At 34.4% G+C, this 22,766-nt stretch carries 17 protein-coding genes; 9 read left to right on the plus strand and 8 right to left on the minus strand.

The annotated features are described in order from the left end of the window. Positions 1-163 precede the first annotated feature (163 nt). The 7 genes from LPB88_RS03940 to LPB88_RS03970 form a co-directional block, all read right to left on the minus strand. The gene (locus tag LPB88_RS03940) at positions 164-724 is read right to left on the minus strand and encodes a 2'-5' RNA ligase family protein (RefSeq protein WP_230712638.1); all 561 of its coding nucleotides are present in this window, start codon (positions 722-724) and stop codon (positions 164-166) included. A gap of 297 nt (positions 725-1,021) precedes the next feature. Further along, positions 1,022-3,283, minus strand: a complete 2,262-nt coding sequence (locus LPB88_RS03945) for a CocE/NonD family hydrolase (protein WP_230712640.1) — start codon at positions 3,281-3,283, stop codon at positions 1,022-1,024. A gap of 134 nt (positions 3,284-3,417) precedes the next feature. Continuing rightward, positions 3,418-4,785: an alginate export family protein gene (locus tag LPB88_RS03950; RefSeq protein WP_230712642.1), complete on the minus strand. Its 1,368-nt coding sequence runs from the start codon at positions 4,783-4,785 to the stop codon at positions 3,418-3,420. A 3-nt stretch (positions 4,786-4,788) separates the two neighbouring features. Beyond that, positions 4,789-6,573 (minus strand): amidohydrolase, encoded by a 1,785-nt coding sequence (locus LPB88_RS03955; RefSeq protein WP_230712644.1) that lies wholly within the window; start codon positions 6,571-6,573, stop codon positions 4,789-4,791. Positions 6,574-6,657: 84 nt separating this feature from the next. Next, positions 6,658-7,347 carry a hydrolase gene (locus LPB88_RS03960; protein WP_230712646.1) on the minus strand — a complete coding sequence of 230 codons (690 nt, stop codon included), beginning with the start codon at positions 7,345-7,347 and terminating at the stop codon, positions 6,658-6,660. 220 nt (positions 7,348-7,567) lie between these two features. Beyond that, positions 7,568-7,882, minus strand: a complete 315-nt coding sequence (locus tag LPB88_RS03965) for a hypothetical protein (RefSeq protein ID WP_230712648.1) — start codon at positions 7,880-7,882, stop codon at positions 7,568-7,570. An 807-nt stretch (positions 7,883-8,689) separates the two neighbouring features. Beyond that, complete coding sequence (locus tag LPB88_RS03970) at positions 8,690-9,631, minus strand: alpha/beta hydrolase (RefSeq protein WP_230712650.1); 942 nt, start codon at positions 9,629-9,631, stop codon at positions 8,690-8,692. 432 nt (positions 9,632-10,063) lie between these two features. Between LPB88_RS03970 and LPB88_RS03975 the strand changes: the two genes are divergently transcribed. The 8 genes from LPB88_RS03975 to LPB88_RS04010 all read left to right on the plus strand — a co-directional run bounded on the left by LPB88_RS03975 (position 10,064) and on the right by LPB88_RS04010 (position 19,813). Then, the gene (locus LPB88_RS03975; protein ID WP_230712652.1) at positions 10,064-11,533 is read left to right on the plus strand and encodes an MFS transporter; all 1,470 of its coding nucleotides are present in this window, start codon (positions 10,064-10,066) and stop codon (positions 11,531-11,533) included. 84 nt (positions 11,534-11,617) lie between these two features. Further along, a complete protein-coding gene (gene kduI, locus LPB88_RS03980) occupies positions 11,618-12,457 on the plus strand; it encodes a 5-dehydro-4-deoxy-D-glucuronate isomerase (protein WP_230712654.1) in 840 nt (279 codons plus the stop codon). A 5-nt stretch (positions 12,458-12,462) separates the two neighbouring features. Continuing rightward, positions 12,463-13,254 (plus strand): gluconate 5-dehydrogenase, encoded by a 792-nt coding sequence (locus LPB88_RS03985; protein WP_230712656.1) that lies wholly within the window; start codon positions 12,463-12,465, stop codon positions 13,252-13,254. 23 nt (positions 13,255-13,277) lie between these two features. Next, positions 13,278-14,684, plus strand: coding sequence for a glucuronate isomerase (gene uxaC / locus LPB88_RS03990; RefSeq protein WP_230712658.1), 1,407 nt, complete (start codon positions 13,278-13,280; stop codon positions 14,682-14,684). Positions 14,685-14,797: 113 nt separating this feature from the next. Beyond that, positions 14,798-15,820: a sugar kinase gene (locus tag LPB88_RS03995; RefSeq protein WP_230712660.1), complete on the plus strand. Its 1,023-nt coding sequence runs from the start codon at positions 14,798-14,800 to the stop codon at positions 15,818-15,820. A gap of 10 nt (positions 15,821-15,830) precedes the next feature. Beyond that, positions 15,831-16,502 carry a bifunctional 4-hydroxy-2-oxoglutarate aldolase/2-dehydro-3-deoxy-phosphogluconate aldolase gene (locus LPB88_RS04000; RefSeq protein WP_230712662.1) on the plus strand — a complete coding sequence of 224 codons (672 nt, stop codon included), beginning with the start codon at positions 15,831-15,833 and terminating at the stop codon, positions 16,500-16,502. A 219-nt stretch (positions 16,503-16,721) separates the two neighbouring features. Further along, complete coding sequence (locus tag LPB88_RS04005; RefSeq protein WP_230712665.1) at positions 16,722-18,170, plus strand: tagaturonate reductase; 1,449 nt, start codon at positions 16,722-16,724, stop codon at positions 18,168-18,170. Between the two features lie 20 nt (positions 18,171-18,190). After that, positions 18,191-19,813, plus strand: a complete 1,623-nt coding sequence (locus LPB88_RS04010; RefSeq protein ID WP_230712667.1) for a UxaA family hydrolase — start codon at positions 18,191-18,193, stop codon at positions 19,811-19,813. 191 nt (positions 19,814-20,004) lie between these two features. On the opposite strand, the gene LPB88_RS04015 is transcribed toward LPB88_RS04010, so the two are convergent. Beyond that, positions 20,005-21,033: a LacI family DNA-binding transcriptional regulator gene (locus LPB88_RS04015; RefSeq protein ID WP_230712668.1), complete on the minus strand. Its 1,029-nt coding sequence runs from the start codon at positions 21,031-21,033 to the stop codon at positions 20,005-20,007. Positions 21,034-21,320: 287 nt separating this feature from the next. Here LPB88_RS04015 and LPB88_RS04020 point away from each other — a divergent pair, with 287 nt between their 5' ends. Beyond that, the gene (locus LPB88_RS04020; protein ID WP_230712670.1) at positions 21,321-22,760 is read left to right on the plus strand and encodes a glycoside hydrolase family 28 protein; all 1,440 of its coding nucleotides are present in this window, start codon (positions 21,321-21,323) and stop codon (positions 22,758-22,760) included. Positions 22,761-22,766: the final 6 nt, after the last annotated feature.

Consider the following 22,766-nt stretch of genomic DNA (forward strand, 5'->3'; position numbering starts at 1 on the left):
CGTTGTCTAAATTTAACCGCAAAGTGCGCTAGGATTTTAATTAAAGAATACTAGCTTATTTCTCAAAGTCGCAAGGACACAAAGTTTATTTTCTTTGCGCCTTAGCGAGATTAAATAAAAGCAACTTTGCGAACCTTGCATACAGCCCTGGCGTGCTTTGTGGTTAAAACAAACTTCCCTGAACAAGCTCAGGTTGAGGATTACTGCCAAAAGGAAAAGTATCAATTAAAAAAAACTGTTTCTTAATTGGATCAAATTCTCTTAGAACAATAGTATCACACAAAAAGTCCATATCGATTGTTGTAAAAAGTTTAGAAGCTATTTTAATACTTTCGGGCGTTAATCTTCGTCCGATAGAAATATGAGGGTCATTGCTTTTTGTTAGTTTTGAAAGTTGCAATGCATCCTGAGTTTTTTTCATGATGGGCTTTAAATTTGCTTTCGAATCTTCACTTGGAGCAATGAAAAAAGCGCCACTATCATAAGAATCATAATGATCTAAATATACCTGAAAAGGCATAAAAGTATCACAGATTTTAATGAGTTTCTGTTTGAATTTATCGATTTGAGATTCTTCAATTGTGAATTCGCAAATCGTGATATGTGCCACAGAATTCTTGCTGTTAAACCAACCAACTTTATCCGCTAAAAGTTCTTTCATTGTTTTGATCGAATCAATTGCAGCTTGCGAAGGATGAATCACAACGGAATATTTCTTTTCCATTTTTTAGATTGGTTTATTTGCTTAGAAAATAGTTTTACTTAACGTGTTGATCTATGTCTTTTTTGAAACGAATTTTCTTAGTAGTAAATAAATTAAAACAAGGAATAATATAATTCCTAAATAAAAAGATATAATAACTGCAAAATAAGATATATAATATATTAAAATTCCAAAAGGATTGTTATAAAGATCAAATTTATCGAGCAAAATAAATAAAAACCATGAAAGTAAAATCACGAACAGGCATCCTAAAAATAATTTGAATACACGCGTTATTTTCTTATCGTTCATCATTAATTACTGTTTTAAAATTGGGAGCGTAATAGAACTGTTTGTGTACCACTTTATTTTAAGAGGTTCTTTGGCGTCGGCGATTGTTTCAGAACTAACATCTTTACCGGAACCATAATTAACTTCCCAATTTGGATTTTTATTTGCACCCATTACAATTACAATTGAACTTCCTTTTTGTAGTTCTTTCGAAATGATAAAGGTTTGATTAATGTTGATCGTTTCAATTTTGTTTGGAGTCAATAATTGTCTTTTAGTTCTGTCTTTGGCAAGGCTGGCTCTTTGTATATTGTTGGTCAAAGCAAAATATTTACCATTAGCAGTTTTTTCGTAAAGCTGCACTTCCATATCGATATCTTTTTTGTTGGTGCTTATTTTTAAAGAAGCTTTTAATGAACCACTAATAATTAATGGTTCTGTGATAGGATCACTTTCAAAAACCAATAGCTGTTTTTCAGGTTTTAAAACAGAATCGATAACCCTTGGGAAACCATTTACATAATCATCAGTATAGATATTAATCTCAGAGCGATCTGTAAAATCAACAATCTGATCAAAAGAAGTCACTTTTTTGGAAGCTGTTTTTTGCAGTGAATATTTCTTATCGTTATTGGCCAGATAAAAAGTAAGATCCTGATTGTGCATTTTATCTAAAGAAGCAACGCTTTTCCATTTGTTTTTGCCCATGATTTCAAAATTTACTTTATCTTTTAAAATCTCCGGACGTTTAGCGTCTTTTAAAATATAATCAAACCATTGAAAAACAATCGCATTTATCGGAATTATAGCGGCTTCATCTATGGTGTATCCTCCTAATTCTTTTTTTGGAGATCTTTGCGATCCTCCGTGATCGTAAGGTCCAATGATTAGGTAATAATTGTCTGTTTTATTGTATTTCTGATATTGATTATAATAATACATTGCACCAAGCTGATCGTCATCGTAATATCCTGTCGTGCTTAAAATGGGAATATTTATATTGGCAAAAGCTTCTTTTTGAGGCGTCATATCTTGCCAATATTTATCATAAGCGGGATGATCTAACCATCTTTGAAACAGGGGTGAAGGATTACCTTCTATTTGATCTAAAGTTCTAAAACTACTTCCTGTTTTGTAATATTGGGCAAAAACTTCATCCCATTTTTTACTGTTTTGAAAATCATTGAAATCTGTTAATTTATTATTTGCTACAAAATGAATCCATCTTAAAGAGTAACTCATAAAGATACCATTTTGCATAGGAAAATCAATTCCTGCACCAACAGAAACCTGTGGTACAATTGTTTTTAAGGCAGGATGTACTTTTTTCATGGCACTCCATTGTGCAAATCCTAAATAACTTCCACCGTATAAACCTATTTTGCCATTACACCAGGATTGTTTACTTATCCAATCCAGAATATGATAAGCGTCATCGCCATCGTGTTCATAAGGTTCAATTTGATCATTACTTAAACGTTTACCTCTTGTATTAGCCACAAAACCTACATAACCCATATTGGCAATTTCTTTGCATTGACTTAATTCATTTCCGGCATAAATATTATATCTCATGACCACGGGTTGTGGCTCAGATACATTTTTCTTTTTAACCATAGTGCCAGAAACGGTGCTTCCGTTTGGTAATGTAATAATGATGTCTTTATCAATGATATAAGTGTCGGCCTCTATTTGTGCAATTATTTTGCTTGCAATAGAAAGTGTTTTGCTATATATAAAATATCGGGAATACTGTCTGCATAAAACTGCTGCATCTTCGATACTAATGCTATCATTTTCTTGAGCAACTTTTAATTTAGATTCGTAGTTGTTTTTTATTTCATCAAATTTTATTTCATAATAGCCTTCGGCCCAGGTTTTTCCATCGTTGTCTAAACTATTGTATAATTTGTAAAATTCAAAAGTATAGATGTTTTCAAAATCTGTTTTTGATTTTGGTTCTTTTGTAATTGTTCTGGCATAGGTTTTATAGATAAATCCCATCGGTCTGTTTACAATACTGTCACCCAATATTTCTTGTGAATAGGTGACAAAATTTTGTTGCATTGCTTTGTATTCTCCGGCAACAAATTGTATTCTTGCGTAGCTGTCTAAAAAAGTACCTTTATTATCGTTTTTGTAAACCGGTAATAGTTTTTTTGCTAATAAAGGCAAGCTTTTACTAAGTGTCAAGCTATCCTTATAGTTGCTTTTATCGAAATATATTTTTTGTGAAGTTCCTATTTGAAAGCAGAAACAGACTAATAGTGCAATGATACTTTTTTTCATGCCCGGAAATTTATTTTTGAGGTATTGGTTTAAATTTGTTTTCCCAAAAATACTATAAATTTCTTATTAATCGATCTGTCTTATTTTGAATTTAAATTCAAATAAAAAGGAATTGAATCTACGATTCTTTACAATTAGAATTTAAATTGTGCCGTTAAAGCTGCATAAAAATAATCTTTTCCTGTTCCAACTTCTTTTAAGAATGCTCCGGGATCAAACCAGCCAGTTTCTAATGTAAAGGATAGAAAAGCATTGGCAGTGTAATCTAAATTTGCAATTAATTGAGAACCGATAAAACGCTCAGTTGTATCTTTTCCCGAATACAATAATTGCATATTTGGCGCGTATAAGCCATCGCTTAAAGATTGTCTCCAGAAAATATCATAATCTAATCCGAGCCCTAATTTTTCAGTTAAAGTAAAATTAATCGAAGGATGAATATCAATTAAATTGGATGGACCAATTAAAGCGACTAATCCAAAATAAGCACCTCTTGGATATAAGGGATTAAAGGTTTGTAAATGATTATCATCTGAATGTTTATCTCCTGAGATAATTTCTGTTTTAAGTCCGATTTCGGGACTGAATTTTATATTTTCGAAAGTATAACAAGCAAAAGAGGAAAGTGTCCAGGCTGAGATTGTTTTCTGATTTAGGGTTCCGAATTGATATAATCCTTCGAAATCATATTTCCAGTTTCCTTTGTTTTTCCAAATTCTAGTTCCAATAGATTGTCTGTTTTCCTGGCCGATTGCATCGTCAAAAACGGCTCTTTTTTTCCATAAACCTAAATAATAGAAATCGATATTCTGAATAAATGGTACTTTATGAAGTACGGTATAATTTCCCCAGAATTGAGCATTTTCATTAAAACTATCATTAAAAGTTCCGGTTTTATTGGCAATTGGATGGGTGTAAAAAGCATCTGTTTGCCAGTTGTTGTTTTTATAAAATAATTTAAGGGCATCAAAAGCAAGTCGGCTGTTAGGACCTTCACGAACTGCTATTAAACGCTGCGAACCATATGACATTTCCTGTCTTCCGGAGCGTAATGTAAATCGTTGGTTTTGAGTTTTGATAAAATCAATATCTAAAAAAGCCTGATGAAAATCCAGTTGGTTTTCGTCAACGGGACTTGGATCAATCTTACTGTTGGCTAAACTGCTTTGCAATTCAACAAAAGTTCTGAAAATTCCCAAATGAACATCCCCATGAAGCAGATAACGGGAGAGTAAATATCCGTCGCCTTCATCCGAATCATCACCCCATTTATCATTTACCGTGTAGGTATATTGCAATCTTGCTTCACCGCCAATTGTAGCGTAATAGTTATCGTTTTTCCCTAAGGGAATATACTTGATTTTCTCGTACCAATTTCTGGTAGAATCCTTTAAATAGGTCAAATCATCGTCATATCGCAGCTTTTGAAAAACTGGTCTTTGCTGTGCATTTGCAGAAAAAATAATTCCCAAAAGCAACAATAATCGCAATGGCGTTTTCATAGCTTAGTTTTTTTGATATCCACCAAAATAGTTTACTGGGCTCCAATCCGGAATTGCTTTTGGAGTTGGCGCGGCAAATGTTCTAAAATCATTATCGGCATAAACAACTTTTCCGTTTACCACCGTAAGTTTCGATTCAATATTTAGGATTTTCTCTTCTGCGGTGTTGAAATAATCATCAGAAAGAATTGCAAAATCGGCAAGATTGTTTTCTTTTAGCATTCCACGATCTTTTTCTAAGTTAATTAATTGCGCGCTTCCGTAAGTGAATAGTTTTAAAGCCGTTGTTCTGTCCTGAATATTCTCGTCCAGCATGTATTTTGTACCGCCTAGTGTTTTCCCTGTTGTTAACCAATATAAACCAACCCACGGATTGTAACTGGCAACACGGGTTCCGTCGGTTCCCATTCCAACTTTGATTCCCATAGCAAGGATTTTCTTTAGCGGAACTGTATTTGCAGCTGCAGTTTTACCATATCTTTTGATAAAACTTTCTCCCTGATACGCCATTCTATGCTGAATTGCCAAACCTCCATTTAAAGCTTTTATGCGTTGTAAGTTTTCTACAGAAACGGTTTCTCCGTGATCGAAAAACCATAAAAGTCCATTTAGTGGTGTTTCTTTATTGATGTCTTCAATAACATTCAAAAAACGGCTAATACTTTCGTTATAAGTGGCATGAATTCTAAAAGGCCATTTGTTTTTAATCAATAATGATAAAACTTCTTTTAGCTGGCCTTCCATTGCCGGACTTAATTCTGGTCTTGGTTTATCGAAATTTTCAAAATCTCCTGCGCTCATCACCAAATTTTCTCCGGCACCTTGTGCATGATATTCTACTTTATCGGAATCATGATCGTCACAGCCCTCGCCAATTTCTACTGTGCTAACCCATTTTGAATAGTCATTTAATTCACTTCCGGCTTTTTGAGCAAATAAATAATACGGCATTCTAATTGTAAGTCCGTTGTCTTTGCACAAAGCGTTTGTTACGCCGTAGTCGCCTGGGAAGTTTTGAAATCCACCGCCGGCATCAATAATGGCTGTTACGCCAAGACGATTCATTTCGGTCATAAATTGCTTGGTTGAATTTACTTTTTCCTCAGGAGTTAATTCAGGTAATTTTGAAAGTGTTGAGTATAAAATAAAAGCATTTGGTTCCGCCACTAATAATCCCGTTGGGTTTCCGGCAGCATCTTTTTCTACAAGTCCGCCATTTGGATTTGGAGTATTAGCATCAATTTTTAAGGCTTCTAAACCAGCTTTATTCAAATAAGCGTGACCGTATAAATGAAGAACGAATGTAGGAACATCACCAGTTGCTTGGTTTATTTCTTCTAAAGTTGGTAGTCTTTTTTCTTCAAACTGATAGGCATTCCATCCGCCAACAACGCGAACCCATTGTCCTTTTGGTGTTCTTTGTGCTTGTTCTTTCAGCATTGCCAAAGCTCTTTTTAAGGAACGAACGCCGTCCCAGCGTAATTCGGTATTAAAGAATCTTCCGCCGCGGATTATATGCATGTGAGAATCAAATATTCCCGGAATAATCACTTTTCCTTTGGCATCGATTAGGGTTGTGTTTTTGTTTTTTAGTTTTAAAACATCGCTGTTTTTTCCGGTTTTCAGGATTTTTCCATCGGCCAGAGCCATAGCTTCAACAATTGTGTTTTTATCATCAAGGGTATGAATAAGTGCATGATGAACGATAAGTGTGGCACTTTTGCCTTGAGCGAAAATAGGGAGGGAGAGAATTAAAAGTAATGCTGGTAATATGGTTTTTAGTTTCATGATCTTGGTTTTATGAGTTTTGTAATAAAAAGGGCTGTGACTCCGCACAGCCCTTTAGGTAACCAATTAAGAGAAATCTATGAATTAGTGTTTAAGCATTTCGTGCGCATATTGAATACCTACGCCATAAGCACCACCATATTTTTTAGCAAGATCAGTAACGGCAACATAAGTTTCCTGACGTGCCCAATCACGTTGTAATTCTAGTAAATATTGTAATGAAGTTATTGGGTGAGCACCTGCCTGTACCATACGTGTAATAGCCATTTCGTGTGCTTCTTTAGAAACGTCAGCACTTGCATCTGTAATTACATACACATCATAACCTTCGCTGATTGCTGATAATGTTGGTCCAACGATACAAACGCTTGTCCATAAACCTCCAAAAACAATTTTCTTTTTGCCTTTTTCAGTGATTGCTTTGTAAGCAGGAACATCTTCCCAAGTGTTCATTGAGGTACGATCGATATAGTTTGAAGTTTTTTGTGGATAAAACTCTTCGATTTCACGGAAAACAGGTCCGCTAAATGATTTTTCGGCAACTGTTGTTACAATTGTTGGGACTTTAAAGATTTTTGAAGCTCCGGCCACTAAAGCGGTATTGTTGCGAAGTTGATCAATTGGCGTGCTTCCTACGGCAAATGCCATTTGGCTTTCATAATCAATAAGAACCAAAGTATGGTTTGTTGGATTTAATAATGCAGGACTTGGTTTTTGAGCAAAACCGATAAATGTTGCTACTACTAAAACTGTTGTTAAGATTAATTTTTTCATGATAATGTAAATTTGTGTGTTAATAAAAAGGTTTTTAAAATTTGTATTGAGTTTGATTTTCAGTTTATTGCGTTCAAAAGCAGTGCCTTGTTTGTAAGGCGTTGATTTATAACGAATTTTTAAAAAAAGGCAATAGTGATTTTAACGATATATCGTCAATGATTAGGCGATCTTCGTAATTGTGTTAATGAAATGGCATTGATGCGAAAAATTCTAGTACCTAAATTTTTCCTTTAAGATATAATCTGTGTTCTATTTCTGATTTTAGTAAACCACTTCCCCCGCCAAAATGCTCTATTACTTCGACATTGGGTTGCTGTTTTAAGCAGAAAATGGTAAACTCTTTTTCGAGATGATCTTCGATTCCGGAACTCAAAAGAACAATATCGATTTTGTGATTTTGAAAATATTCTTCCGCTAGCTTTTGATCACTAAAGCCAACTGCATTCCAATTTTCGTATGCATTTACCAATCTAAGTAAGATCTCCAAAATAGGCTGGTTTTTTCCGAGTATTAAGAATTCAAATGTTTTCATTGTTTTTTTTATTTTAAGTTTCTTAGTTGTCAAAAGAACTTCTAATTTACTTGACAAATTTATTAGTTATAAAACTAGTTCAACTTAATCTAGAATAAGAAATCTTAGCAACTTAGTATCTTAGACATTTAGCGACTTTAAAAAAGAACTTCTAATTTACTTGACAAATTTATTAGTTATAAAACTAGTTCAACTTAATCTAGAATAAGAAATCTTAACGACTTAGTATCTTAGAACCTTAGCGACTTTAAAAAAGAACTTCTAATTTACTTGACAAACTTATTAGTTATAAAACTAGTTCAACTTAACCTAGAATAAGAAATCTTAGTCCCGATAGGTTCGGGATAGTATCTTAGAAACTTAGCAACGATATAAAATAACAATAAATTAAAACCTTAATAACCTAGCGCCTTATTTCAGTGGCTTAAGGGCGGTATTCTAAAAAAAAGTTTTAGTAAAAAAGTATTTGTAAATTGATATAAAACAGTTGATTAGAGTTTTTGGGGAATGAAAAGCGATTTTTTTTTAGTAAAATGAGGAAACCCGTAATGAAGTCATCAAAGTTGCTTGTAGTTTTGCGCTATAGAAGTAAGAGAATATGATGATTTTGCCTTTTTAAACATCATATTTTATTCTATGATAAACTGTTTTTGGAGAAACATTTTTTTATTACAATGAAAATTGGGCGTATTCATTTGATCGTGGGTAGGTTTGTATAAATTTGCAAGAGTACAAGACCGTCTAATTTTTATTGGGTTTTTAGAGTTGGTTTTTTTTAACTGATTCTAAAAACCCTTTTTTTTTGGCTTAGTTTTTATAATGGTTGCTTTTTAACCACTCTTCAAGATCTCTGGTCCAGTATTTACTAGTATCGTTAACGCCTAAACCAAAACCGTGTCCGCCTTTTTCATATATATGCATTTCTGCAGAAACTCCATTGTTTTTAAGTGCTAGATAGTAATTAATTGAGTTTTCTGGTAAAACCACCGTATCGTCTGTAGCATGAATCAAAAATGTTGGCGGTGTTTGAGCGGTTACTTTCTTTTCGTTAGAAAAAGAATCGATTAATTCCTGTGATGGATTATTGCCCAATAAACTGGTTTGTGAGCCTTTGTGCGTAATATCATTTTGCATCGAAATTACAGGATAAATCAAAAGTGAGAAATCTGGTCTTGCACTTACTTTTGAGTTGGTTTCATATATTTTATCGTCATAATGAGTTGCAATAGTAGAAGCTAAATGTCCGCCAGCAGAGAATCCTAAGACGCCAATTTTATTTGGATCAATATTCCATTTTGCAGCATTTTGACGAACATAACGCACAGCTTCCTGCGCATCTTGTAAAGGACCAATGTTTTTATTCTTCATGATTAAATCGTTTGGTAATCTGTATTTTAATACAAATGCAGCAATCCCTAGACTATTGAACCATTGGGCTACTTTAGTTCCTTCTTTATCAATAGCTAAATGCTGATATCCTCCGCCGGGCAGAATAATCACAGCGCTTTGAATTGTCTTTTTTTCTTTTGGCAAAAAGATACTTAAAGTAGGTATTGTAACCTGACTTGTACTTTGCACTTTTGCGTTTTCGATCAATTCTTTTTCAGTATAATCTGTGGCTTTTATTTCTCCTGGAATTTTGCTCCAAAGTGGTATTACATTTTGTGCTTGTACCGAATTTATAAGTGCTAAGAATAGTATGGCAATTAGGAGTGCTTTTTTAGAAAGATGTTTTTTTGAAGTTTTCAATTTAAAAGTATTTAAGGTTGTTGTAATCGGGCTGTAATTTACTTTATAAAAGTTGATTTGAGTTGTTAAATCTTTAAAAAGTAGTATCAACTTTCGAATATAAAAAAATAGATTAAACCAAGCCCGAAAAAGATTTATTTAAGCGTAGTTTTTCGATAATATATTATAGTTTTTCATGAAACATACATTTAACAAATATATTGTTTAATATGTAATTATGGTTTAAGTTTTTTGTGTGATGTGTTTATTTATAGACTTAAATTAATTTTTTATACAAATTATTTGGAATATAAAGATTTAAAAGTATATTTGTGCAATCGATTACATTATTTGATTTTTTATTTGATTTGAATCTATTAGATTTAATGATTCCTTGAAGAAATAATGAAATTGAAAGGCCAAAAATTATAAATTTTATAATAAACCATTACCATGAACCAAACCGATGCAGTTATTATGAGCCAAACCACTAAAACTACAGGAAAGTACCGTTGGAGTATTTGCGCATTGCTATTTTTTGCAACCACAATCAATTATTTAGACAGACAAGTGCTTTCTTTGACGTGGAGCGATTTTATTGCGCCTGAATTTCATTGGACTAATAATGATTACGGAAATATCACAGCATTGTTTTCTATATTTTATGCAGTTTCTTTATTATTTGCCGGACGTTTTGTAGATTGGTTAGATACTAAAAAAGGATTTCTTTGGGCAATCGGTATTTGGTCTTTGGGAGCTTGTTTGCATGCATTTTGCGGTATTGCAACAGCTGGAATTATTACAGGAAACTGGTTTGTAGGTTTTCAAGGCGCTAAAGAAGCGATTCATCTGGTAAAAGATACCGCGATGGTGATTAATGTAAGTGTTACCTTGTTCATTTTTGCGCGATTTGTTTTGGCAATTGGTGAGGCGGGAAATTTTCCTGCGGCAATTAAAACAACAGCCGAATATTTTCCTAAAAAAGACAGAGCATTTTCAACTAGTATATTTAATGCCGGCGCTACTGTTGGTGCCTTGGCAGCACCAATATCAATACCATTTATCGCTGAAGCTTTTGGTTGGGAAATGGCATTTATTATCATCGGTGCGCTTGGTTTTGTCTGGATGGGATTTTGGGTTTTTATGTATGATAAACCAGAGAAGCATCCAAAAGTTAGCGCTGCCGAATTAGAGTATATTCAACAAGACGATATTGCTGATAGTAAATTAGTTGGATATATTGCGGAGACTAAAACCAAAGTTTCCTTAGTAGATTGTTTTAAATACAAACAAACCTGGGCTTTTGCTTTTGGTAAATTTATGACAGATGGTGTTTGGTGGTTCTTTTTGTTCTGGACTCCGGCCTATTTAAGCTCTGTTTACGGAATGGATTCTACACAAGCCGCTTTGCCTTTGTTTGTATTATATATGATCACTTTGCTTTCTATTATTGGTGGCTGGCTTCCAACTTATTTTGTCGAAAAGAAAGGAATGAATCCGTACGAAGGAAGAATGAGAGCAATGTTAATTTTTGCATTTTTCCCTTTATTAGCACTCGTTGCGCAGCCTTTAGGTCATTATAGTTATTGGCTTCCGGTAATTATAATTGGGATTGCAGGTGCGGCACATCAATCGTGGTCGGCAAATATTTTTACTACAGTTGGAGATATGTTTCCTAAAAAAGCAATTGCCACAATTACAGGAATTGGAGGTTTAGCCGGAGGTGTTGGTTCTACTTTAATCAACAAAGGTTCAGGATTATTATTCGATCACGCAAAACAAACCAATATGGCTTTCATGGGTTTTAAAGGAATTGAAGCCGGATACTTTATCATTTTCTCTATTTGCGCCGTTTGTTACTTAACAGGTTGGTGTGTCATGAAAACGTTGGTTCCAAAATACCGTCCAATCACAGATTTATAAGATTTTTATTTTTTTTGAGGAAACTAAAAGGTATTTTAAAATAAAAATCTAATTTTGTGCAATCGATTACATTAAAATAAAATTATGACAAAATATAGTTCAAGATACGCGTCAAGTCCGGAAGCTGTTAAAAAATATGATACTCAGGAATTAAGATCTGAATTCTTAATTGAGGATCTTATGCAGGAAGATGAAATTGTATTAACCTATTCGCATTACGACAGATATATTGCGGGATCTGCAGTTCCGGTAAAAGGTGATTTATTACTGGAAAGTATCGATCCGCTTAAAGCAAGTTATTTTCTGGAAAGAAGAGAAATAGGAATTATTAATGTTGGCGCGAAAGGTTCTGTTGTTGTCGAAGGAAAATCTTTCGAACTTGATTTCAAAGATGCTCTATACATCGGCAGCGGAAATAAAGAAGTAATTTTTAAAAGTGACGATCCCCAAAATCCTGCTAAATACTATATTAATTCCGCTCCGGCACATACAACGTATCCAACAGTAAAAGTGAGTTTGGCCCAGGCCAATAAATTACAACTGGGAACTATGGAAACGGCAAATCACAGAACCGTTAACCAAATGATTATTGGCAGTGTTGTTACTACTTGCCAATTGCAAATGGGAATGACAGAGTTAAAACCCGGAAGTGTTTGGAATACGATGCCGGCACACGTTCACGATCGTCGTATGGAAGTTTATTTTTATTTGGATATTCCCGAGAATCAGGCGGTTTGTCATTTTATGGGACAACCTCAGGAAACAAGACATATCTGGATGAACAATCATCAAGCGGTAATTTCTCCGCCTTGGTCGATTCACTCAGGTTCAGGAACCAGTAACTATACTTTTATCTGGGGAATGGCCGGTGAGAACTTGGATTACGGAGATATGGACGTTTGTAAAATCACAGATTTAAGATAAGAATCATGATAGATTTATTTGATATAAAAGGAAAAATAGCCCTTATCACAGGAAGTACGCACGGACTTGGAATGGCAATGGCAAAAGGTTTAGGTGAGGCTGGAGCCATAATTATCGTAAACGGAAACTCCTCTGAGCAAAAAATTGATGATGCTGTAAAAGAACTTCAAAGCGAAGGAATAAATGCTGTTGGTTATAAATTTAATGTAACCGATGAAAAAGAAGTGATTAGCGCCATTGAGAAAATTGAAAGTGAAGTTGGACCAATTGCGATCCTGATTAATAACGCAGGAATTATCAAAAGAATTCCGCTTATCGAAATGGAAGTTGCCGATTTTAAAGAAGTAATTGATATCGATTTGGTTTCTCCCTTTATCGTTTCAAAACATGTTGCCAAAGCAATGATCGAGAGACGACAAGGAAAAATCATCAACATTTGCTCGATGATGAGCGAATTAGGTAGAAATACCGTTGGCGCTTATGCTGCCGCAAAAGGCGGTCTTAAGATGCTGACCAAAAATATGGCAACAGAATGGGCAAAATACAACCTGCAGATCAACGCAATTGGTCCGGGATATTTTGCTACTGAACAAACAAAACCGATTAGAGTTGACGGACATCCGTTTAACGATTTTATAATCAGCAGAACTCCTGCCGCAAAATGGGGCGATCCGGGTGATTTAGCCGGAGCAGCAATATTTTTATCTTCAAAAGCTAGTGACTTTGTAAACGGTCATATTTTGTATGTCGATGGAGGAATTCTGGCCACAATTGGCAAACCATCAAACGAGGTATAAGTCTCAATTATAATAAAAAAAACATGAGCGCAAATCAAAGTTTTATAAACGATAATTTTTTACTTGAAAATAAATTCGCGGAAGAATTATATCATAACTATTCTAAGAATCAACCCATAATAGATTACCACAATCATTTGAGTCCGCAGTTTATTGCCCAGGATAAAATCTTTGACAACATCACGCAGGTTTGGATAAATGGAGATCACTACAAATGGCGCGCAATGCGTACTTTGGGGGTTAACGAACAATTTGTTACTGGAAACGGATCTGATAAAGACAAGTTTTTAAACTGGGGAAAAACCGTTCCGTATACGATGCGTAATCCTTTATATCATTGGACGCACTTAGAATTGGCGCGTTATTTTGATATCTATGATTTATTGAATGAAAAATCGGCAGAGAAAATATATATCGAAACTTCAGAAAAAATTAATTCTGAAGCTTATAGCACGCAAAACCTGCTTAAAAAAGTAAATGCTGAAGTGGTTTGTACCACCGAAGATCCAATTGATAGTTTGGAGTTTCATCAGAAACTGATAAAAAATCCAATTGGAATCAAAATGAGTACGGCTTTCAGACCTGATAAAGCCATCTTAATTTCTAATGATGGTTATAATGCATATCTGGACACATTAGGGGATGTGTCCGGAATTGCAATTAATACGTATGTCGATTTATGCAATGCATTAAAAAAGCGAGTGGAGTATTTCAATCAAAACGGTTGTAAACTTAGTGATCACGGTTTAGACCAGATTTACTTTGAAAATTTTACCCAGAGTGAAATCAATTCGATCTTCAAAAAGAAAAGAGAAAATCAAACGATAACCTCTGAAGAAGGGCTGAAATTTCAAAGTGCAATTTTATTGTTTTTATCCGAAACGTATCATGAATTTGGCTGGGTGCAACAATTTCATTTAGGCGCTTTGAGAAATAACAATGCGCGTATGCACAGAATTTTAGGTCCTGATACAGGTTGGGATTCTATTAGTGATTTTCCGCAGGCACAAAAATTATCGAGCTTTTTAAATGCACTAGACAGTAAAGATAAATTGACAAAAACGATCATTTACAATCTGAATCCGTCTGATAATGAAGTGATGGCGACGATGATTGGAAATTTCAATGACGGAAGTGTTAAAGGGAAAGTACAATTTGGTTCAGGATGGTGGTTTTTAGACCAGAAAGACGGAATGACAAAGCAATTAAATGCGCTTTCGAATATGGGTTTAATTAGCTGTTTCGTTGGAATGTTAACAGATTCTAGAAGCTTTTTATCTTTTCCAAGACACGAATATTTCAGACGTATTTTATGTAATCTTTTAGGAGACGAGATCAAACGTGGTGAACTTCCAAACGACATGGAATGGATAGGAAAAATGGTTCAGGATATTTCATACAACAACGCAAAAGAATATTTCAAATTTTAGTTAAGAAGAAAGAGGAAAGAAGAAAGAGGAAAGAATATAGAAGAAAGAAGAAAGAATTTTAGCATTGCTTAATTTTTTTAATCATTTAGAATCTGTGGCAAAAAAATATTTATATGAATAAAGTAGTTGCATTTGGAGAAATTATGTTGCGTCTTTCGACGGAAAGGCATTTGCGTTTTTCACAAGCTAAGGAATTTGGAGCTTCTTATGGAGGCGGGGAATTTAATGTTTGTGTGTCTTTGGCAAATTATGGTTTGAATGCAGAATTTGTAACAAGATTGCCTGAAAACGAAATTGGTTTTTCGGCTTTAAAAGAAATGCGAAAAATGAATGTCGAATCCAAAAACATCATTTATGGAGGCGAACGTTTAGGAATCTATTTTTTGGAAACCGGTGCAGGAACCCGTGGAAGTAATGTGGTTTACGACAGAGCGCACAGTTCAATGGCAACTATTGAAAAAGGAAATATTAACTGGGAAAAAGTTCTGGAAGGCGCCAACTGGTTTCACTGGAGTGGAATTACTCCGGCAATTTCTGAAACAGCTGCCGAAGCTTGTTTAGAAGCGATTAAAGTAGCTCATAAACTAGGAATCACGATTTCATGCGACTTAAATTACAGATCAAAATTGTGGCAATATGGCAAAACTCCAAGTGATGTTATGCCGGAAATGTTGAAATACAGCAATGTTATTTTGGGAGATATTGATACCGCTTATTTCATGTTGGGAATTCCGAAAGTAAACCCGAATTATCAGGATGAGAAATCGCTTCCGGTTTTGTACTCGAAGTTGTTTGATTTGATGCCGAATTTAAAAACGGTTGCGACGACTTTGCGTTATTCTGTAAGCGCCTCACATCAACGAATTGGTGGTGTTTTGTTTGACGGAAAAGCAATTTATCATGCTGTAGTTAAAGAAGTTACTCCGGTTGTAGATCGAGTAGGAAGTGGGGATGCATTTATGGGAGGATTGATTTACGGATTATTAGAATATCAAAATAACAACCAGAAAGCTTTAGATTTTGCAGTTGCGGCTTGTTGTTTAAAACATACAATTGCAGGTGATTATAATTTGGTAAGTTTAAAAGAAGTTGAAAATATGATTGATGGTAATTTGGCAGGATTAGTATCGAGATAATTAATAATATATGGCAAAATATTCAAGAATAGAAGTGGCTTTAACGATGAAGGAAAACGGAATGGTTCCGCTGTTTTTTCATTCAGATTTAGAAATTAGTAAAAAAGTACTGAAAGCGTGTTATGATGGTGGCGCTCGTTTAATGGAATTTACCAGCAGAGGCGATTTTGCACATGAAGTTTTTGGAGCTTTAAACAAATATGCTTTGGCCGAATTACCGGGAATGATCTTGGGAGTTGGTTCAATTACAGATGCTGGGGCAGCGTCATTGTATATGAGTTTGGGCGCTAATTTTATTGTAACGCCAGTTTTTAGAGAAGATATTGCAATTGCCTGTAATCGCCGTAAAGTATTATGGTCACCAGGATGCGGGACGCTAACAGAAATTGCCAGAGCAGAAGAATTAGGTTGCGAAATTGTAAAATTATTTCCCGGAGATATTTACGGTCCTGAATTTATAAAAGCTATAAAGGGTCCGTGTCCGTGGACGAATATTATGCCAACAGGCGGCGTTTTGCCAACGGTAGAAAGTTTAACTTCTTGGTTTAATGCCGGTGCGTATTGCGTGGGAATAGGATCGCAATTGATATCAAAAGATATTCTGGATAATAATGATTTTAAGGGATTAAAAACTAAAGTAAGTCAGGTTCTTGAGATCATAAATAATATTAAAAATAAATAAGGAGTAATCATGCCAATTCCTTATTTAATTGCGTTTTTTTTTAGATTTTAGATTGTAATTGAACATTACGCTTGAAAAAATAATACTTGTCATTCCTCACAGCAAGTTTCTATTTATCATAAACAAGTGTAATGTTTCTTTTACAAGTTAGAAATCCTTTGATAAAGAAACGAATAAGGTATTTATTGTGGTTATTTATAACACTTTAAAGAAATTATAATGGAAAAAATAAACAGATCAAACACGGAATTTTCAAAGAAACTTCCAATTAAAATAGTGCAATTTGGCGAAGGTAATTTCTTAAGAGCCTTTGTAGAATTTGCTTTTCAAAAATTAAATCAAAAAGCAGATTTTAATGCCGGAATTGCCCTTGTGCAGCCAATTGATAAAGGTTTGGTCAATATGATAAATGCTCAGGACGGTTTGTATACTTTGTTCATGAAAGGGGTGAAAAAGGGCGAAGAAATTCAGGAAAAAGAGTTAATCACCAATATTGTAAAAGCGGTTGATCCTTATGCTTCTTTTCAGGAATTTTTGGCTTTAGCCAAAGAAGAAGAGTTGGCTTTTATAATCTCAAATACAACAGAAGCCGGTATTGAATATATCGAATCTGATCGCGTAACAATGCAGCCGCCAGTTTCATTTCCTGCAAAATTAACCGTACTTTTATATGAAAGATTTAAGCATTTTAAAGGTGATAAATCAAAAGCGCTGACAATTATACCATGTGAGTTAATAAATTACAATTCAGATACTTTGAAGGAAATTGTTTTAAAGTATTGTGCAGATTGGAATCTGGAGGCTGATTTTAAATTATGGCTGATAAATGATTGTTCTTTCCACAATACTTTGGTGGATAGAATTGTACCGGGATATCCAAAAGATCAGATTGAAGAATATAACAGTCAGTTAGAATATAAAGATGATTTGATTGTAAGCGCCGAAAGTTTCTTTTTGTGGGTAATTGAAGGTGATGATAAACTCAAAGCGAAACTTCCGTTTGAAAAAACAGATTTGGATGTAAAAATAGTGGCTGATATGCAGCCTTATCGCACACGAAAAGTTCGAATTTTAAATGGAGCACATACTGCAATGGTTCCGTTTTCGTTGCTTTATGGAAATGAAACCGTTAAAGAAACTGTTGATAATGCCTTTACAGGAGAATTTGTAAACAAGGCAGTTTTTGAGGAAATTAATGAAACTTTAAACATGGATAAAGCGGAATTAACAAGTTTCGCCGAAGAAATATTAGACCGTTTTAGAAACCCGTTTATCAAGCATTTATTGTCTTCAATTGCTTTAAATTCAGTTTCGAAATTCAAAGTACGTGTATTGCCAAGTTTAACCCGATATGTTGACATTCATCATAAACTTCCAGTTCATTTAACCTTTGCGTTTGCATGTTTAATTCGTTTTTACAAAGGAACATGGAAAGGTGAAAATTTGCCTGTAAATGACAGTGAAGATATTACATCTTTTTTCGATGGACTTTGGACATCAGATGATTATACTAAAATAGCAAGACTTACTTTGCAGAATAAAAGTTTCTGGGATGAAGATTTAACAACGATTCCAGGATTGACAGATGCAATTGCAAAAGCGCTCGAAGAAATTGATGCAAATGGAGTAGAACAGGGCTTTGTCAATTTTCAAAAACAACTAAATTAAAGAACTTACATACGATAGTTATGACAACGCAAAAGAAATTAATAAAAGTTCATCCTACTGATAATGTTGCGGTAGCCTTAGTAAATCTTGAGGCCGGAGAGGTAATTAACTTTGAAGGAGAAGATATTGCTATTGAGACGGATGTAAAGATGAAACATAAAATCGCAATGGTTCCTTTTAATGTAGGAGACAGGATTATTATGTACGGTGTTTTGGTTGGAAAAGCCAGTGATAGAATTGAAAAAGGCGGTTTGCTTTCTACTTCAAATGTAAAACACGAAAGTGATAAAGTAACCGGTAAAACCGAAACTATTGGTTGGACCGCTCCAAATATCGACAAGTGGAAAGACAGAACTTTCCTGGGGTATCACAGAGAGGATGGTCAAGTTGGAACCGAGAATGTATGGTTGTTTTTTCCGTTAGTTTTCTGTGAAAACAGAAATATCGAAATCCTAAAAGATATTTTTGAGAAAGAATTAATGAAACCAAAAGAGAATGATTATCAATTGTTGCTGCGTTCTTTGGTGAAATCAGAAACTGGTGGCCACGGAAATGAAGCGGCTTCAAACGATGCTAATTTATTCAATAATATTGAAGTAAAATTCATCACGCATCAAGGTGGCTGTGGCGGAATTCGTCAGGATTCGCATAGTCTGGCTAAATTATTGGCGGGTTATGTAAACAACCCGAATGTTGCGGGCGCGACGGTTTTGAGTTTAGGCTGTCAGAATCTTCAAATTCAGATCTTTAAAGATGCATTAGACGAGATAAATCCGAACAGTAAAAAGCCAGTTCTAATTTACGATCAACAACAAATTGGTACGATTGAAACGATGTTAAGCAGTGTTGTAAAAGATACCTTCGAAGCGATTAAAAAAGCAAACGAACTCAAGAGAACTCCTGCGCCATTATCTAAACTGAAAATTGGTTTAGAATGTGGTGGTTCTGATGGATTCTCGGGAATTTCGGCAAATCCAACATTGGGAGTAACCTCAGATTTATTGGCTGCTTTGGGCGGAACTACAATACTTTCTGAATTTCCTGAATTATGCGGTGTGGAACAGGAGTTAGTAAATCGCTGTGTTGAAGATGAAGGAGGAGAACGTTTCCTGCAATTGATGAAATGGTATGAAAAAACCGTTGTCGATGCAGGTTCGGGATTTGATATGAATCCGTCTCCGGGAAATATTAAAGACGGTTTAATTACAGATGCCATGAAATCTGCTGGAGCGGCCAAAAAAGGTGGGACTTCACCAATTGTAGGTGTTTCGGATTATGGTGAATATATTACAAAACCGGGATTAAACTTGCTTTGTACGCCAGGAAATGATGTTGAATGTACGACTGCAATGGTAGGCTCAGGAGCAAATATGGTTTTGTTTACAACAGGACTTGGAACACCAACAGGAAATCCAATTGCGCCGGTTGTGAAGATTTCATCAAACTCTGATTTGGCTAAGAAAATGTCAGATATTATCGATATTGACACTGGAGGAATTATCACTGGCGAAAAATCAATAGATCAAATGGCAGACGAAATGTTAGAATTTATTATAGATGTTGCTAGCGGAACCATTAAAACCAAAGCAGCAATCCTAAACCAAAACGATTTTATTCCTTGGAAAAGAGGAGTTTCGTTATAAAAAGTTTACCATATAAATTATATAAGCTCATTTAACAATGAGCTTATTTTTTTTGCCATAGATAAAAAAGATTTTTTAGCCACGAATTCACGAATTATTCTAATTTATTATGCGCAATCATTCGTGAATTCGTGGCTATTTTTTTTTAGTGCAGTCTTATATTTGCTTATATAACTTATATGGTGAAAAACTTAAGAGGTAGTTCTTGAAGACGATTTGCGAATGTGTAATTCCGGAGCGAGTACTACCTTTTTTTCGATTTTGATTGTATTGGTTTTATCGACTTGTTCTAAGAAAACACGTGCTGACATTTTACCCATTTCAAGTGGAGACTGATCAACAGAAGTTATAGACAATTCCATGAATTTGGTAAAAGGTTCGTTACTGAAACCCGCTACACAAAAGTCTTTAGGAATACTGATATTGCGTTCTTTTAACTCCTGAATGGCACCTAAAGCCGCAAAATCACTCGCCGAAAATATAGCATCTGGCGGAGTTTCTAATTTTAATAAAGTATCAATAGCTTGTTTTCCGGCATCAACACTACTTTTAGTATGAATAACGTACTCTTCCTTAAAAGTCATTCCGTTATCCAGTAAAGCTTGTTTGTAACCTAAGAAACGATTTTTGAATATTTCAAGAGACTGATCTCCAGAGAAGTGAGCAATACAACGGCAACCTTCATCAATTAAATGTTTTGTTGTGATGTAGCCGCCTTTAAAATCATTGATTGTTACAGAGCTAACACCTTCAATATGTTTGCTTCTGTCAAAAAAGATTAGTGGAACATTTTTCTCTAAAACATTATGAAAAGCACCATCATTCTCGTTAGTCACATCTGTAACCGACATAATGATTCCGTCTACTTGGGCATCAATTAAAGTATATAGATTTTCATTTTCTCTTTTTGGATCTTCATGAGTCTGGCAAATAATAACCTGATAACCATGGGGATGAAGTTCTTCTTCAACGCCTCTAATTACAGAGGCAAAGAAGTTACTATCAATACGAGGAACAATTACACCTATATTGTTGCTACGACCGCTTTTTAAGGCTAAGGCAAGTTTGTTTTGCTTATAGTTCATCGATGCAGCGGTTTTTAGAACCAGCTCTCGTGTACTCTCTTTTATCTTGGGATTGTTATTTAAGGCTCTTGAAACAGTAGCAGCAGTGATATTTAATTTCTCGGCAATATCATAAATGGTTATTTTTTCGCTCATTCAAAAAGTGTTTCAAATTAATTGTTAGACAAAAATACATTTTTTTTTATTATCAAAATATAAAATGTTATCGATTACTATTATAGGCTAGCTAAAACGTTTTCTATCCTATTATGATAAATAATTAGGAACATTTTTATATTAAATGTAAATATAATTCATAATAAAAATTAAATATATAAATATTTTCGAAATAAATTTGCTGTATTAAAAAATTTTTCTACTTTCGTGTAATCGATTACATAAATATTAATTTTATGTTTGAAAAACCAAAAAACTAACTGCAAATGATTATAAATAAGTCTATAGCGTCAAAATCAGTTGTGATTTGTAGTTTGCTTGCAATGTTATTTTTTTCTTGTGGAAAACAAGTTTCTAATGTTTCTAAAGCTGATCCGTGGAAAAAAATGGATTTAATTGTAAAAAGCATTCCACAAACGCACTTTTTAGACAAGACTTATAATGTTATGGATTATGGCGCTGTAGCGGATGGGAAAACATCGAATACTGCCGTTTTTGAAAAAGCGATTAAAGCTTGTGCTGAAAATGGCGGTGGTAAAGTTCTTGTACCAAATGGAAAATACCTGACAGGACCTATACATCTGGAAAGTAATGTCAATTTACATCTGGATGATCAAGCGGAGATCCTCTTTAGTATCGATTCAAAAGAATATCCTTTAGTGCATACTTCATTTGAAGGAACAGAATTAATGAATCATTCGCCTCTTATTTATGTAAAAAATAAAACCAATGTTGCCATAACCGGAAAAGGAACATTAAACGGACAAGCAAATAATAGCAATTGGTGGATTTGGGCAGGAAGTAAAATGTACGGTTGGGAAAAAGGAATTCCTTCACAAAATGATCCTCTTAATCGTATTGCTTTAATTGAAATGGCTGAAAAAGGAATTTCGGTTTCTGACAGAGTTTTTGGAGAAGGACATTATTTACGCCCCAATTTTATTGAGTTTTTTCAGTGTAACACGGTTTTAGTAAAAGATATTACGGTGATTAATGCTCCGTTTTGGATTTTACATCCAATAAAGTCCAATAATGTAATTGTAGACGGAATAACAGTCAATAGCCACGGACCTAATAATGATGGTTGTGATCCTGAGTATTCTCAAAATGTAATCATCAGAAACTGCACTTTTAATACCGGAGATGATTGCATTGCTATAAAATCGGGCAGAGATGCAGACGGAAGACGAGTTGGGATTCCGAGTAAAAACATCATTGTTCAGAATTGTAAAATGATTGACGGTCACGGTGGCGTAGTGATGGGAAGCGAAATATCTGGGGGAGTAAACAATGTTTTTGTTGAAAATTGTGTAATGGACAGTCCAAATCTGGAAAGAGCCATCAGAATTAAAACCAACTCTAAACGTGGCGGAACCACAGAGGATATTTATGTTCGAAATCTTGAAGTTGGAACCGTAAAAGAATGTGTTTTGAGAGCCACTATGTTTTATGATGTATATGGCAGTCAGTTGGGAAATTTTATACCCGCAATCAAAAATATCAGCCTTGAAAATATAAAAGTAAAAAATGGTGGAAAATATGGAATTCTCGCCGATGGTTACAAAGAATCTCCTATAGAAAATATCACGTTTAAAGATGTCGTAATCGAAAAAGTAGACTCTGTTTACTCTTTAAAAAACGTAAAAAATATAAATTTTATAAGCACTTATATCAATGGAAAGAAAGTAGAATCGATTAAAAATTAAAAAAGA

Source organism: Flavobacterium sp. JAS (assembly GCF_020991455.1).
Classification (GTDB): Bacteria; Bacteroidota; Bacteroidia; order Flavobacteriales; family Flavobacteriaceae; genus Flavobacterium.